Raw genomic sequence first — 14,655 nt, 5'->3', positions numbered from 1 at the left:
CCGCCGCCCGCTAGAGGGCGACGGCCGATCATGCTTTGACCTGCGGTTTTATCTAATTACTTGGTGGCGGGGCCGACCTCGACCGTCATGACCTGACCGTCGTAGGTCTCCTTGGCGATCTTGATCTTGGTGTTGGTGTCAGTGACCTTCACCGAACCGGTCGGGTTCTCCTCGTACCAGTACTTGCCCTTGTGGTCGTCGAAGACCAGCTGGGCCGGCTTCGGCTTGAGGAAGAGCTCCTCGCCGTTCTTGTGCAGCGTGATCGCGTCCGTCGAGTAGGCGCTGAAGGCGGCGTCGTACGGCTGGATCTTGTTGCGCAGCAGGGTGCCGTCGGCCCACTTCATGGGCTTGGCGTTGGCGTCGATCGGGAGGATCAGACCGGAGCCCGGGTGCTGGCTGGTGTTGTTGTCCTTCTGGGAGGTGTCCCAGAGCCAGATCAGGAGGCCGTCCTGGTAGGCGTAGTGCTCGACCCAGTTCGGCTTGGTGTTGGCGAAGCCGAAGTTGTACGGGCCCACCTTGAGGGTGGAGTCGTACGAGACGTAACGGCGGTTCTCCGCCAGGTAGTACTGGTCGTACTCCTTGGTGAAGCCGTTGCCGATGCGGGAGAAGCCCTTGCCGGTCCAGCCGTTGTCGCCGTTCTCGGCGCCGTCGGTGAACAGCGCGGCGCCGTCCGCGGTGAGGGTCATGGCGTCGGCGGTGAAGCCCTTGCCGCCCGCGCCGCCGTCCGTCTGGTAGCGGAAGCGGAGGTCGACCTTCTTGCCCGCGTAGGCGTCGAGCGGGAAGTTCAGGTTCTTCCAGGCGCCCGAGACACCGGTCAGCGACGGGCTGCCGGAGGCGTCGGCCGGGATGGCCGTGCCGTCGGCGGTACCCGCGAGGGCGGTCCAGGTGGCGCCGCCGTCGGTGGACACCTCGGTGTAGAGGTAGTCGTAGTCGGCCTCGATGTCCCACCAGCCCTTGAGGGACAGGGCTGCGGACTTCTTGCCCGTCAGGTCGACCGAGCGGGTCAGGGTGTTCTTGAGGTCGTCACCCATGTTGCTCCACCACTGGGTGGCGCCTTCGGCGGGTGCGGTGACCTCGGTCTTGACCTGCTTCTTCGGCAGCTCGACGACCAGGGCCTGCTTGTCCTTGGTGTTGAACTCCGAAACGCCCAGCTTGTGGGTGGACTTCGTCGCGGCCTTGGCCTTGTCGTAGTTCAGCCAGCCCAGCTGGAGCTTGTCCCAGGCGGTCATGTCGCCCGGCATGTCGCCTATGGAGTCCTTGCCGGTGCCGAGCCAGGAGCCGGCCGACATCAGGGACCAGAAGCCGACCGAGTTCTCGCCGCCACCGGAGGTGTCGTAGAGGTCGGGCAGGCCGAGGTCGTGGCCGTACTCGTGCGCGAAGACGCCGAGGCCGCCGTTCTCCGGCTGCATCGTGTAGTCGCCGACCCAGATGCCCGAGTTGCCGATCTGGGTGCCGCCGGCCTTGTTGTTGGCCGGGCCGGTCTTGCCCGCGTCGGTGCCGTAGGCGTACCAGCGGTGCGCCCAGAGGGCGTCCTTGCCCTGGACACCGCCGCCGGCCGACTCGTCCTCGCCCGCGTGGACGATCTGGAAGTGGTCGATGTAGCCGTCGGGCTCGTTGAAGTTGCCGTCGCCGTCGAAGTCGTTGCGGTCCCACTGGTCGTACTGCGCCAGCTGGGCCTTGATCTGCTCGTCGGTCTTGCCGGCCTTCTTCTGGGCCGCCACCCACGCGGTGACGCCGTCGCGGACGGTGTCCCACACGTTGCCGCAGTTGCTCTGGCCGCAGTAGTTCGAGCCGTAACGGGCCTCGTTGTACGGGACCTTGACCCAGTCGGCGACCTCGCCCTCGACCGAGTAGCGGCCCGAGGAGGTCTTCTCGTAGTAGGTCTTCAGCGAGTCCTTGCCCGAACCGGACGCGAAGTACAGGTCCTGGAAGTACTGGCGGCTGAAGTCCTTGCGCCAGGCCGTGCTGTTGTTGCTGGCACGGTCGGGCTGGGCGATCGTGTTGTGCAGCGGACCGGGGGTACCGCCGTACTTCGGGACGGCCGGCTTGGGGCCCGGGCCGTCCGGGTCGAACATGGTGGTGTTGTCGACCTGGTCGCCGAACTCGACGAGGATCGTGAAGATCTTGTCGGTCTTCTCGCGGCCGAGCTCGACGTACTTCTTGTCGTCGAGCTTGACGACCTTGGAGGCGCCGCGCTGCTCGACGGTCTTCTTGCCCTTGAGGACCTGGTCCAGGGCGGCCTTGCGCTGCGCGGCGCGCTGCTCGCTGAACGGGCCCTTGAGGTCGTGCTCGACCACCTTCGAAGGGGCGGTCGGGTCCTGGCGGTCGGCGGCGGAGACGCTCGGGCCGGTTTCGACTGCCTGGGCCGCGGTGACGGCGAAGAAGGTGCCGCTCGTCGCACAAGCAGCCATGGTGACGCCGATGGCCACGGCGCGCATCGCGCGCTTCCTGGCGGAGTTGCTGGTCACTTGATGTGTTCCCCTCCCGCGGCCGCATGGATGGTCGGAACGTCTCCATCGGAGCAGGGGGGTTCCGCGCGGCGCGCGTCTCAAGTGACGACATTTGACCGGACGGGCGAGAGAAAAGACAGACCTTGACTTGTTCCTTACAACTGCACTATGCGGTCAGCGAGTTCCGCTATCCGGACGTTCCGCTCCCATACGGGGCGAAGGGCGCTTCCCGGCCGGGCATTTGACGCCTTCCGGACTCGACAGGCCCCGCCCGCCGCGGATGTGGTGAGAAAGATGACCCCCGTGCGCCCCCCGTGCTCCGGCACCGTGGGTTAGGTCACGCTTACTGGCGGTTCCGTTCGGGCATCTCCCGTCGTAGAGTCACTTGACGCGCGACCTAGTTGAGCCGACTCCCCCTCCCCTCCCTGAGGACGGATATCGCCATGCCGCGTCCGACTGCCGCACAGCTCGCCTACGGGTCCGCCACCGTCATCGTGTCGACGATCGCCATGCTGCTGCTCTCGCAGACCAGCACGGGGCTCGGAGTCGCGGTCATCTCAGCGGCCGCCCTCGCCCTCGGTCTGCTCGTCGCCGTCACCGTGCCCGCCCCCGGGCGACGCGGACGGCACGCGGCCCGCGCGGGTGCTGCCGCGGGCCCGGCCTCCGCCGACGCCGTCACCGACGTCGTCACCGGGGCCGTCGCCGAACAGCCCGTGCACCACTGATCCGTACGGCACCGACCCGTACGACGCGGAGCGGGCGGCCTCCCCGGAGGGAAGACCGCCCGCAGCGTAGTGCGTGCCCGTGCCGGCTGCCTAGGTGGTGACCTGGACCACCACGGTCTTGCCGACCTTGTCGTGCAGGCCCTGCCGGTACGGCTTGTCGACGAGGATCGAGACGATCAGGGCGAGCGGCCAGAGGCAGAAGCAGCAGATCAGCGTCGGCAGCCAGAGCACCGCGGCGCGCGACAGGGCCGGCCCGTTCTGCGGGACGCTGCCGTCGTTGAGCATCGCGACGCGCAGGCCCATCGCCTTCTTGCCGACGGTCTGACCGTTCTTCTTGGTGAACCACCAGTCGTAGCCGACGTAGGCGACGATCGAGATCAGGGTCATCAGCAGGCCGCTGCCGCTGTACGACTTGGTGACGATCTCCGTGACGTCCTCGCCCTTGTTCGTCTCGACCGTGTAGCGGTTGCGGTCGCCGATGGCCAACTGGATGAGGAACAGCGGTACGGCGACGATGATCACGTCGATGACGCGCGCGGCGAGCCTCTTGCCGAAGTCGGCGAGCGGGGGCATGCCGGCGAGCGGATCGGGCATGCCGTAGCCACCGCTGCCGCCGTACGGGTCACCGCCGTACGGGGGCGGCGGGGGCGGGTATCCACCGCCGCCGCCTCCGGGGGGCGGGGGCGGGTAGCCGCCGCCTCCTCCTGAAGGCGGGGGCGGATAGCCGCCGCCTGCGGGGGGCGGGGAGTCGTACGGCGAACCACCCGACGGAGGCGTCGGTTCCTGGGGCTTCTTGAGGAACGGGTCGTCCTCTGGCGGCTCGCCCGGCGGCGGCTGGTCGGTGCTCATGGCCCGAGTCGAACCCGGCTCCGCCGCCCCCGCAACGGGACGGCGTCCGTTCGGGGTACGGGCCGTGCGGGGGGCGGTGCGGGGCCGGGCGGGCCCGGTGCGGGGTGCGGCGCGGCGGGCTCAGCGGGAGACGTACGTCTTGGCTGCCCTGTCGTGCCAGGCCCGTCGGCGCGGGCGGTCTCCCAGGCAGGCGAGGCTGCCGGGGAGACCGAGGAAGGCGTACACCAGCCAGCGGCGCAGGGCCGCGCCGAAGCGGGGCGGGCGCAGGGTGGCGGCCGCCAGCACCCTGACGCCGAGGAGCCCCTTGCCCGGGGTGCGGCCCCAGCGGGCGGTGGGCAGGACCTCGTAGAGGATCCCGAAGAGGAGGACGGCTCCGAGGACCAGGGCCAGTCGGCCGGTGATGGTGGCGTCGAGGAGCCAGACGGTGGTGGCCCGGCCGCTCGCCCGGGCGGCGTCCACCTTCGACTCGATGTGGGCGGTGGCCCCGGGGAGCAGGGGCCGGGCGGCGGCGTACGCGGCGGCCGCGTACACGAGGGAGTCCAGGACTCGGGCCGCGAACCGGCGGCCGAGTCCTGCGGGGCGGACGGCGTGCTCGGCCATCCGCTCGAAGACGGCCCTGGCGGGGTCCTCGCGCGGCTCGCGGAGCGCCGCGGGCGGGGTGTCCTGCTCGGGGCGCGGGAGCACCGGGCGGGTGCCGGCCGCGCGGGGCGGCCACGCCTCGGCCTCGCGGGGCGTGGCCTGGCGGGGGGCTGCTTCGCGGGGCGCTGCTTCGCGGGGCGCTGCTTCGCGGGGCGTTGCTTCGCGGGGCGTTGCTTCGCGGGGCGTTGCGGGCTGGATGTCCTCCGCGGGGCGCGGGGGGACCGGGCGGGCGTCCTCCGCGGGGCGGGGCAGCGCCGGGCGGGCACCGGCCGCGCGGGGCGGCCACGCCTCGGGGCGGGGCATCGCCTCGCGGGGCGGGGCGGGGGCGGGCTCCGCCTCGGGCCAGGAGGACGTCAGGCCGGACACCGAGGCCCCGGCGGCTTCGGGCCAAGCGGTGTCGGACCACGCGGGGGCGGCCGGGGCGGGCGGAACCTCGGCGGCCGGGGCCGGGGAGGTCCCGCCGGGGCCGTGCGGCCGCCGGGGCGTCTCCTCGGGCGCCGAACGCTTCCAGGGGTCGGAGGGGAGGGCGTGGTCGTGTTCGGCGCCCTGCGGGGACGCCCCGGCGTCCACCCGGCCCCGGCGGCGGCCCGCTTCGGCGTCCTCGAACCCCGTCGCGTCGTATGCCGCGCCCTGCGGGGACGCCCCGGCGTCCGCCCGGTCCCGGCGGCTGCCCGCTTCGGCGTCCTCGGGGCTGCGGGTGCCGTAGGCCGGGAGCCGGCGGGGTTCGGGGCTGGCCTGGGGGCGGGCCAGGCTGATGCCCGGGCGGGGTTCGGGTTCCGGGCTGCCCCAGGAGACGCGGCGGTCGTGCGGGCCGCCGAAGCCGGCCTGGTGCACGGGATCGGCCTGCCACACCGCCGGTTGGTCCAGGAACACCGGCCCCGTCTCCTCGGAGCGCGCGGCGGGGACCGCCGCGGCGGGGCGGCTCGTACCCGGCACCCAGGACAGGCCGTTCCAGTAGCGGACGTACCCGGGGATGGACGGATCGGGGTAGTAGCCCTCACGGGCCACGTGCTCTCCGTCACCAGGGGAGGCCGTCAATGTCCCCAACTCCGATCGTGGCTTGAGGCTTGCGCAAGGGAGGACCATAGCCAAGAACCCCTGTGCGGTAGGGGTGGTAACGGGAGAATCCAAACCTTCGGGCGAATGTTTCGTACGGCGACTTTCGGTCAGCCGACAGAATTCGGCCAATGTGCGCGAAGTCGCGTCATGGTCCGGTGCCCCGGTGCTCTCTGCGGATGTGGGGCCAGATCCCGGTCCCACAGCGACACCGCGAAGTGAGGCCGCCATGCACCACCACCCCGTCGTCGAGCGCGAGCTGGAACTCAAGCTGGTCCTGTCCCCCGAGCGCAGCGTCCCCGTCCCCGCACGGCTCCTCTACCTGACGGACGACCCGTACGCCGTGCACATCACCTTCCACACCGGCTCCAACACCCCCGTGAACTGGACCTTCGCCCGTGAGCTGCTGGTCGAGGGGGTGTTCCGGCCGTGCGGGCAGGGCGACGTACGGATCTGGCCCACCAAGGTCGACGAGAAGGCCGTGCTCTGCATGGCGCTCAGCTCCCCCGACGGCGACGCCCTCCTGGAGGCTCCGGCCTCTTCCGTGTCGGCATGGCTGGAGCGCACCCTGCGCATCGTGCCGCCCGGTACCGAGGCCGAGCGGCTCGGCCTGGACGACGCCCTGGCCGAGCTGCTGGCCCCGACCCCGGCGGACGAGCTGTGGCTGCGCGATCCCTGGCCCTCGGACGAGTCGGCCGACGGTGATGCGTGATGCGTGATGGGGTCAGAAGAGCTTGCCGGGGTTGAGCAGGCCCTGCGGGTCGAAAGCGGCCTTGACCGCCTGCTGCATCTCCAGTCCCACGGGGCCCAGTTCGCGGGCCAGCCATTCCTTCTTGAGCACGCCCACCCCGTGCTCGCCGGTGATGGTGCCGCCGAGCGAGAGGCCCAGGGCCATGATCTCGCCGAAGGACTCGCGGGCCCGCCGCGTCTCGTCCTCGTCGGCGGGGTCGAAGCAGACGATCGGGTGGGTGTTGCCGTCGCCCGCGTGCGCGCAGACCCCGATGAGCAGGTCGTGCGCGCGGGCGATGGCGGCCGTCCCGTCCAGCATCTCGCCGAGCCGGGAGCGCGGTACGCACACGTCGTCGATCATCGTCGCGGGCTTCAGCGCCTCCAACGCCGGGAAGGCCATCCGGCGGGCCTGGAGCAGCAGTTCCGACTCGGCCTCGTCCTCGGCGGGTACGACGGCGGTGGCCCCGGCAGCGGTGCAGAGCTCCCCCACGGCGGCGAGGTCCTCGGGGGCGTGCGGGGTGTCGAAGGCGGCCATCAGCAGCGCCTCCGTGGCCTCGGGCAGGCCCATCTTGCCGAGCGCGTTGACCGCCCGGACGGTCGTACGGTCCATCAGCTCCAGCAGCGAGGGGGTCAGGCCGGCCTCCATGACGGCGCAGACGGCTTCGCAGGCGGCGGCGACGGAGGGGAACTCGGCGGCCAGCGCGAGCTGCCGGGGAGGGGCGGGGCGCAGGGCGAGGACGGCCTGGACGATGATGCCGAGGCTGCCCTCGGAGCCCACGAAGAGCCGTGTGAGGTCGTAGCCGGCGACTCCCTTGGCGGTGCGCCGGCCGGTGCGCAGCAGCCGCCCGTCGGCCAGGACCACGTCGAGGCCGAGCACGTATTCGGCGGTGACGCCGTACTTGACGCAGCACAGGCCGCCGGAGGCGGTGCCGATGTTGCCGCCGATGGTGCACTGCTCCCAGCTGGAGGGGTCGGGCGGGTAGTACAGGCCCCGTTCGGCGACGGCGCGGGAGAGGACGGCGTTGACGACGCCGGGTTCGACGACGGCGATGCGGTCGACGGCGCTGATCTCCAGGATCCGGTCCATCTTGACGAGCGAGAGGACGATGCAGCCGTCGGAGGCGTTGGCGCCGCCCGACAGGCCCGTGCGGGCGCCCTGCGGGACGACGGGGATCCGTAGGGCGGTGGCCGTGCGCATGACGTGCTGGACCTGTTCGACGGTCCGGGGCAGGACGACGACGGCCGGGTTTCCGGCGGGGCAGAAGCTGGCCATGTCGGTGGCGTAGGAGGCGGTCACCCCGGGGTCGGTGATCACTGCCTCGGCGGGGAGTCCGTCCAGCAGGCTCGCGCGCAGGCGGGCGAATCCGGTCTCAACATCGGCATCCATGGGACCAGAGTGGCAGTCGGGGCCATCGGTGTGAACACGGCCGCAACGCTCTTCGGACACCGCGGCGAACTCTTCATATTGACGCACAGTGACTCCATGGAGCGTATGGACATCGTCGAGGAAGCACAGCAGCCGGCGCCGCCCGTGACCTTCACCGGCCGCAAGACGCTCGTGCCGGCCGCGGTCGCGGTGGTCCTGATCGCCGGGGCCCTGCTGATCAGGCCGGCCCGGGCCGGTGACGACGCCCGCCCGCCGGGGCCGACCGAACGGGCCGCGTCGGCGGTGGGCATGGGCGCGCCCGTGGCCGCGGTGGACCTGACGGCGCTGGTCGCGGACCGGGAGAAGTGGCTGGCCAAGCACGCGGACGACGAGGCTTCGTGGGCGGTGCTCGGCGCCGCCTACCTGGAGCAGGCGCGGCGCACGGCCGATTCGGGCTGGTACCCGAAGGCGGAGAAGTCGCTGAAGCGGTCGCTGGAGCTGCGCCCCGCCGAGAAGGGCAACTTCGAGGCGATGACGGGCATGGGCACGCTGGCGAACGCCCGGCGGGACTTCGGGACCGCGAAGAAGTGGGGCGAGCTCGTACGGGCGCAGGCGCCGAAGCAGTGGTCGGCGTACCCGGTGCTCGTGGACGCGTACTCGGGGCTCGGCGACTACAAGGGCGCGCAGAAGGCGATGGAGCGGCTGCAGGAGCTGCGGCCGGGCCTGGTGGCGTTCCTACGGGCCTCGCAGGTGTACCGGGACCGGGGCTGGCGCGAGGACGCGGCACTGGCGATGGAACAGGCGGCCGGTGAGGCGAAGACCCCGGCGGAGAAGGCGTACGCGCTGTTCCGGCTCGGGGAGCTGTTCTGGGAGCGGGGCGAGGCGCAGCAGGCGCTGGACCACTACGAGGGCGCGCTGCGGGCCGATCCGGCGCAGGCCCAGGCGCTCGCCGGCCGGGCCCGGGCGCTGGGCGCGCTGGGGCGGGGCGGTGAGGCGGTCCGGGACTACCGGCTGGCGCTGGGAAGGGCCCCGGTGCCGCAGGTGGCGCGGGAGCTGGGCGAGCTGCTGGAGTCGCTGGGGCGCGGGGAGGAGGCGCGGGCGGCGTACGACGTGCTGGGCGGTCTGTCGGCACGGGACGGTACGAACGGGGTCGACGACGACGTGGTGCTGGGCCTGTACGAGGCGGACCACGGCGATCCTGCGGCGGCGGTGCGGCGGCTCTCGGAGGAGTGGTCGCGGCACAAGAGCGTGGAGGTGGCGGACGCGCTGGGGTGGGCGCTGCACAAGGCGGGCGAGGACGCGGCGGCGCTGGAGTACGCGACGAAGGCGACGGAGACGGGGCTGCGGAACGCGGAGTTCTCGTACCACCGGGCGATGATCGAGCGCGGTGTCGGCGACGAGGCCGCGACCCGCCGCTACCTGCAGGACGCCCTGCGCATCAACCCGGGCTTCTCGCCGCTGCGCAGTCCGCTGGCGAAGGAGGCCCTGGCGGCGATCGCCGCGCCGCCGCCGGGCGGCCCGGAGAACATCCTCCCGACCAAGCCGTGGGTGGCCCCGGAGCTCCCGAAGCCGAAGCCGGTGGTGAAGCCGGCGTCGAAGCCCGCGCCGAAGCCGAAGCCGTCCCCCACCGCCCCCTGACGGGGCCGCGACCCTCCCCTCGCGGGGTCGCGACCCCAAGGGGTGGCACACGGCACAAGACCGCTGCGCGGCCCTCCCGGACTCCGCCCGGCCCGCGCCTCAATCGCCGGCGCGGCTGGGTCTGCCTCCGGCGGCGCCTCGAACGCCGGCGGGGCTGACATTGCCCTCCGGGCAATCCAGCCATGCCTGGCGGCCCGCAGCAGCCACATCCAGCCCCGTCGGCGTTTGAGGCGCGGGGTCCGGGCGGAGCCCCGGCAGCGGCGCCGCAGACGCAGCGGCGGGCCCCCCGGCGGCCGATCGGCGGCGGCAGCCGGGGGGCCCGGGTGGCGCAACCTACAGGTTGCCGCGCTTGGCCTGCTCGCGCTCGATCGCCTCGAACAGGGCCTTGAAGTTGCCCTTGCCGAAGCCCATCGACCCGTGCCGCTCGATCATCTCGAAGAAGACCGTCGGCCGGTCCTGCACCGGCTTGGTGAAGATCTGCAGCAGGTAGCCGTCCTCGTCGCGGTCGACGAGGATCTTCAGCTCGCGCAGGGTCTCGACGGGAACCCGCGTCTCGCCGGCCCACTCGCCGAGCGTGTCGTAGTACGAGTCCGGGGTGTCCAGGAACTGCACGCCCGCCGCCCGCATCGACCGCACGGTCGCCACGATGTCGTTGGTGGCCAGCGCGATGTGCTGGACGCCCGCGCCGCCGTAGAACTCCAGGTACTCGTCGATCTGCGACTTCTTCTTCGCGATCGCCGGCTCGTTGATCGGGAACTTCACCTTCAGGGTGCCGTCCGCGACCACCTTCGACATCAGCGCCGAGTACTCGGTCGCGATGTCGTCGCCCACGAACTCCTTCATGTTCGTGAAGCCCATGACCTTGTTGTAGAACGCGACCCACTCGTTCATGCGGCCGAGCTCGACGTTGCCGACGCAGTGGTCGATGGCCTGGAAGGTGCGCTTGGCCGGGGGCTCGACCATCGGGTCGACGGCGACGTAGCCGGGCAGGTAGACGCCGGTGTAGCCGTCGCGCTGCACGAGCGTGTGGCGGGTCTGGCCGTAGGTGGCGATGGCGGCCAGCGTCACCGTGCCGTGCTCGTCCTTGACCTCGTACGGCTCGTCCAGGCCGCGCGCGCCGTGCTCGACGGCGTACGCGTACGCGGCGCGCACGTCCGGGACCTCGATGGCGAGGTCGATCACGCCGTCGCCGTGGGCCGCGACGTGCTCTTCGAGGAAGCGTCCGTGGTCCGTCGTCGCCTTGATCACCGACGTCAGGACGAAGCGCGCGCCGCCGTTGGTGAGGACGTAGCTGGCCGTCTCGCGGACGCCGTTCTCCGGTCCGGAGTACGCCACGAGCTTCATGCCGAAGGCGGTCGAGTAGAAGTGCGCGGCCTGCTTGGCATTGCCGACGGCGAAGACGACCGCGTCCATGCCCTTCACCGGGAAGGGGTCTGCCTCACGCGCGGTGTGCGGGGTGGTTTCGAGGTTCGCCAAAGACTCAGTCATGAGCGCAGAGTCCCGCCGATCCACAAGCTGCGCAATAGTTTCCATTTCTGCTGTACATATTGACCAGCTCAGCCGCAGGATGACTGAGACATCTGTGCACTATGACCACTCCCGAACCATTCGCGGGCCACACACCCTGCCGGAGGCACCCATGGGCATCGACGAGCTCGACGGCCGTCTCATCGTCCTGCTCGCCCGCGAGCCCCGGATCGGGGTCCTGGAGGCCTCGCGCCGCTTGGGCGTGGCCCGCGGGACGGTGCAGGCCCGCCTCGACCGGCTCCAGGCCAACGGGGTCATCCGCGGTTTCGGCCCGCAGGTGGATCCGGCCGCGCTGGGGTACCCGGTGACCGCGTTCGCCACCCTGGAGATCAAGCAGGGGCAGGGTGCCGACGTACGGGCCCACCTGGCCGGGGTGCCGGAGGTGCTGGAGCTGCACACGACCACCGGGCACGGGGACATGCTGTGCCGGCTCGTGGCACGGTCCAATGCCGATCTGCAGCGGGTGATCGACCGGGTCGTCGGCTTCGAGGGGATCGTCCGGGCTTCGACGGCGATCGTGATGGAGAACCCGGTGCCGCTGCGGATCATCCCGCTGGTCGAGCAGGCGGCGGAGGACGACGACCGCTGAGCCACACCCCCGCCCGAGGGGTTCCAAAGAAGACGTTGCAAAGAAAACCTTGCATAGGACTCTTTGCAACTCTACTGTTGAGCCATGCCCGAGAAGCCCGAGCCCCACCAGCCCGCCCAGCCGGACGCACCCAAGGTCCGCACCCTCGACGCCCGTTCGCTGCGCGGCCTCGCCCACCCCCTGCGGATGCGCATGCTCGCCGCGCTGCGCCAGGACGGGCCCGCCACGGCCTCCCAGCTCGCCGAGCGGCTCGGGGAGTCCAGCGGGGCCACCAGCTACCACCTGCGCCAGCTCGCCGCGCACGGGTTCGTCGAGGACGCGCCCGAGCACGGCAAGGGCCGCGAGCGCTGGTGGCGGGCGGCGCACGAGGGCACGGCGTTCGACGAGTCGCTGATGTACGACGGCGACCCCGAGACGCGCGGCGCCGCCGACGCCTTCCTGCACGAGATCGCGACGATCCACACGCAGGAGATGAACACCTACCTCGGCGACGCCCACAACTGGTCCAGGGAGTGGCGCCGCGCCTCGGACCTCAGCGACTTCACGCTGCGCCTGACGCCCGAGCAGAGCCTCGAACTAGTCCGCAAGATGCACGAGTTGGTCGAGACCTACCGCGACCTGCCGCCGGCCGAGGGCATGGAGACGGTGCGCGTCCACACGCACGCCCTCCCCCGCCGCAGCGGCAACTAGGGCCCACGACACCCCACCCCGTTTCCCCAGAAGGAGTCCTGCCATGCACGCCTTCACCCACGCCGCCGACCACACCGCCCGCACCGCCGAACTGTCCGCCGAGGCCGCCGCCTGGCACCTCGCCGCCGAGGCGCACACCGCCCCCGCCCTGCGCGACCGGCTCGGCGAGGCCCTGATCGCCGCCGGGGTCCGCCTCGTCCGGCCGGAGCACGCCCACGGCCGCCTCCGGCACCAGCACCGGCTCGCGGCATGAGCAGGCGGCCGTTCACGGCCGTCCTGGCCGCCAACACGATCTCCATAGCCGGGAGTTCGCTCACCCTGATCGGCGTCCCGTGGTTCGTGCTCCAGACCACGGACAGCGCCGGCCGGGCCGGGATCGTCGCCTTCTGCGCGACGCTGCCGGTCATCGTGGCGGCCCTGGTCGGCGGACCGGTCATCGACCGGATCGGCCGCCGCCGGGTCTCCGCCGCCTCCGACGTGATCTGCGGGCTGGCGGTCGGCGCGATCCCGCTCCTGCACCACGCGGGCGTGCTGGAGTTCTGGATGCTGTGCGCGCTGATGGCCCTCGGCGGCCTCGTGCACACCCCGGGCCTGACCGCCCGCTACGTGCTCCTGCCCAACCTCGCCGAACACGCCGGCACCACCGTCGCCCGGGCCGCGAGCCTGTACGACGCGGTCTCGCGCGGAGCGCGGATGATCGGGGCCGCGCTGGCCGGCGTACTGATCGCCGCGTTCGGCGCCGAGACCGTACTGCTGCTGGACGCGGCGACCTTCGGGGCGTCGGCGCTGCTGGTCTCCGCCTTCCTGCGCGGGGTGCCGGCCGCCGAGCCCCAGCGCACCGCCGGGAAGGTGTCGTTCGCCGTCTACCGGACCGAACTCGCCGAGGGCTGGACCTTCCTGACGCGTTCTCGGCTTCTGATGGGCATCACCGTGATGGTGATGATGACCAACGGCCTCGACCAGGGCTGGTCCTCCGTACTGCTGCCCGTGCACGCCCGCGACTCCCTCGGCGGGGCCACCGCCATGGGCCTGCTGGTCGCCCTCTTCGGCGGCTCCGCCCTGCTGGGCGCCCTGTGCTACGGCGCGTGGGGCGAACGCTTCCCGCGCAGGACCGTCTTCGCGGCGGCCTTCCTCGCCTCCGGGGCCACCCGCTTCGCGGTGGCCGCGTTCACCGGCACCACGCTCCCGCTCGCGGTGACGATGGCCCTGGCCGGACTGGGCGCGGGCATGCTCAACCCGATCCTGTCCACGGTGATGTACGAGCAGGTGCCGGAGAGGCTGCGCAGCCGCGTCTCCGGGGTGACCACGGCGGGCTGCGAGCTGACGATGCCGGTGGGCGGACTCACCGCCGGTCTGCTGGTCGACGGCTTCGGGGCGGCGCACGCGCTGCTGCTGTTCGGCGGCACCTACCTGCTGACGACGCTGGCCCCGGTGGTCTTCCCGGCGTGGCGCGCGATGGAGGCCAAGGCCTCCGGGGAGCCCGGGGACTTCAGGGAGCCCGGGCAGCCCGGGGACCTCAGCAGGACGGAACCGAGTCCTCTCCCCGGTTCAGCGCGCGAAGGGCGTTCACCGCATCCGTCAGCGAAGTGACGGGGACCAGCCGCAGCCCCTCGGGGAGTTCCGATTGCGCGTCCGAGCACTCCGCCTTCGGTACGAGGAACACGGTCGCCCCGTCCCGCCGCGCGGCCTGGGTCTTCAGCGCCACGCCGCCGACCGCGCCGACCTCGCCGTCCGCGGTGATGGTGCCCGTGCCGGCGATGTTGCGCCCGCCGGTGAGGTCGCCGCCGCTGCCGTCGCCGTCGAGCTTGTCGACGATGCCGAGGGAGAAGAGCAGTCCGGCGCTGGGGCCGCCGACGTCGGCGAGGTTGAGGTCGACCTTCACGTCCTTGGGGTTCTTGTGGAGGTAGCCGAGCGCGGCTTCGGAGGCGGCCGACTGCGACTTGGCCATTTCCTCCAGATTGTGCTCTTCGATCTCCTTGTCGCTTCCGCCCGAGGAGTAGACGACTTCCCTGGGCATGACCGCCCGGGAGGAGTCGAACCAGTCGCCGACGAGATCGGGCAGGGTCACCGTGGTGGAGGGGCCGGTGGCCTGGATGGTCGTCATCCGGAGCTGCCCCTTGGTGTCCCGGGTCGGGGCGCCGGAGACGGAGATGACGGCCTTGCCGTCCCGCTCACCCAGTACGTCGGCCGTGAGCCCGGGCTGGGCGATCACGAACGGCAGGGGCGCGAGGGCCGCGACGGCGAACAGCCCGACCACGGGCACGGCGCAGACGGCCAGTGCGGCGGGACGCGGCAGACGCGTGAGACGAGAGAGCACCCGCCCAATCTATCGGCCACCCCCCACCACCCCCACCAGGGGCACAACCGGCCCGGCCCCGCCGGGGGCACATCCAGCCC

Annotated in this window: 13 protein-coding genes; 7 read left to right on the top strand and 6 right to left on the bottom strand. The window is 71.9% G+C overall.

The genetic code is table 11. From position 1 onward, the window contains the following. Nucleotides 1–56: 56 nt before the first annotated feature. Nucleotides 57–2,411, bottom strand: coding sequence for an immune inhibitor A domain-containing protein (locus ACIGFK_RS28790; RefSeq protein WP_376658565.1), 2,355 nt, complete (start codon nt 2,409–2,411; stop codon nt 57–59). A 482-nt stretch (nt 2,412–2,893) separates the two neighbouring features. Here ACIGFK_RS28790 and ACIGFK_RS28785 point away from each other — a divergent pair, with 482 nt between their 5' ends. Further along, nucleotides 2,894–3,175, top strand: a complete 282-nt coding sequence (locus ACIGFK_RS28785) for a hypothetical protein (protein WP_376658543.1) — start codon at nt 2,894–2,896, stop codon at nt 3,173–3,175. Nucleotides 3,176–3,265: 90 nt separating this feature from the next. Here ACIGFK_RS28785 and ACIGFK_RS28780 read toward each other — a convergent pair whose 3' ends face one another. Next, nucleotides 3,266–4,024, bottom strand: a complete 759-nt coding sequence (locus ACIGFK_RS28780) for an RDD family protein (protein ID WP_376658544.1) — start codon at nt 4,022–4,024, stop codon at nt 3,266–3,268. A 120-nt stretch (nt 4,025–4,144) separates the two neighbouring features. Then, the gene (locus tag ACIGFK_RS28775; RefSeq protein ID WP_400054148.1) at nt 4,145–5,671 is read right to left on the bottom strand and encodes an RDD family protein; all 1,527 of its coding nucleotides are present in this window, start codon (nt 5,669–5,671) and stop codon (nt 4,145–4,147) included. 277 nt (nt 5,672–5,948) lie between these two features. On the opposite strand from ACIGFK_RS28775, the gene ACIGFK_RS28770 reads away from it, so the two are divergent. Further along, the gene (locus ACIGFK_RS28770) at nt 5,949–6,431 is read left to right on the top strand and encodes an SsgA family sporulation/cell division regulator (RefSeq protein WP_376658546.1); all 483 of its coding nucleotides are present in this window, start codon (nt 5,949–5,951) and stop codon (nt 6,429–6,431) included. A 12-nt stretch (nt 6,432–6,443) separates the two neighbouring features. Here ACIGFK_RS28770 and ACIGFK_RS28765 read toward each other — a convergent pair whose 3' ends face one another. After that, complete coding sequence (locus ACIGFK_RS28765; RefSeq protein WP_376658547.1) at nt 6,444–7,835, bottom strand: FAD-binding oxidoreductase; 1,392 nt, start codon at nt 7,833–7,835, stop codon at nt 6,444–6,446. A 96-nt stretch (nt 7,836–7,931) separates the two neighbouring features. Here ACIGFK_RS28765 and ACIGFK_RS28760 point away from each other — a divergent pair, with 96 nt between their 5' ends. Then, nucleotides 7,932–9,452: a tetratricopeptide repeat protein gene (locus tag ACIGFK_RS28760; RefSeq protein WP_376658548.1), complete on the top strand. Its 1,521-nt coding sequence runs from the start codon at nt 7,932–7,934 to the stop codon at nt 9,450–9,452. A 333-nt stretch (nt 9,453–9,785) separates the two neighbouring features. Here ACIGFK_RS28760 and hppD read toward each other — a convergent pair whose 3' ends face one another. Then, entirely contained in the window at nt 9,786–10,940 is a 1,155-nt protein-coding gene (gene hppD / locus ACIGFK_RS28755; protein WP_376658549.1) for a 4-hydroxyphenylpyruvate dioxygenase, read from the bottom strand. Nucleotides 10,941–11,091: 151 nt separating this feature from the next. Between hppD and ACIGFK_RS28750 the strand changes: the two genes are divergently transcribed. The 4 genes from ACIGFK_RS28750 to ACIGFK_RS28735 all read left to right on the top strand — a co-directional run bounded on the left by ACIGFK_RS28750 (nt 11,092) and on the right by ACIGFK_RS28735 (nt 13,848). Continuing rightward, complete coding sequence (locus ACIGFK_RS28750) at nt 11,092–11,568, top strand: Lrp/AsnC family transcriptional regulator (RefSeq protein ID WP_376658550.1); 477 nt, start codon at nt 11,092–11,094, stop codon at nt 11,566–11,568. Between the two features lie 84 nt (nt 11,569–11,652). Next, nucleotides 11,653–12,258 carry an ArsR/SmtB family transcription factor gene (locus tag ACIGFK_RS28745; protein ID WP_376658551.1) on the top strand — a complete coding sequence of 202 codons (606 nt, stop codon included), beginning with the start codon at nt 11,653–11,655 and terminating at the stop codon, nt 12,256–12,258. 43 nt (nt 12,259–12,301) lie between these two features. Continuing rightward, on the top strand, nt 12,302–12,511 hold the full coding sequence (locus tag ACIGFK_RS28740) for a hypothetical protein (protein ID WP_376658552.1): 210 nt from the start codon (nt 12,302–12,304) through the stop codon (nt 12,509–12,511). Then, nucleotides 12,508–13,848: an MFS transporter gene (locus ACIGFK_RS28735; RefSeq protein ID WP_400054144.1), complete on the top strand. Its 1,341-nt coding sequence runs from the start codon at nt 12,508–12,510 to the stop codon at nt 13,846–13,848. Before ACIGFK_RS28740 ends, ACIGFK_RS28735 begins: the two co-directional genes overlap by 4 nt. On the opposite strand, the gene ACIGFK_RS28730 is transcribed toward ACIGFK_RS28735, so the two are convergent. After that, a complete protein-coding gene (locus tag ACIGFK_RS28730) occupies nt 13,775–14,575 on the bottom strand; it encodes a PDZ domain-containing protein (RefSeq protein WP_376658554.1) in 801 nt (266 codons plus the stop codon). The genes ACIGFK_RS28735 and ACIGFK_RS28730 overlap by 74 nt on opposite strands. Nucleotides 14,576–14,655 lie beyond the last annotated feature (80 nt).

The sequence above is a fragment of the Streptomyces sp. NPDC085524 genome (genome assembly GCF_044541755.1).
In the GTDB taxonomy this organism is placed as follows: domain Bacteria; phylum Actinomycetota; class Actinomycetes; order Streptomycetales; family Streptomycetaceae; genus Streptomyces.
This window is presented reverse-complemented; position numbering and strand designations above follow the sequence as displayed.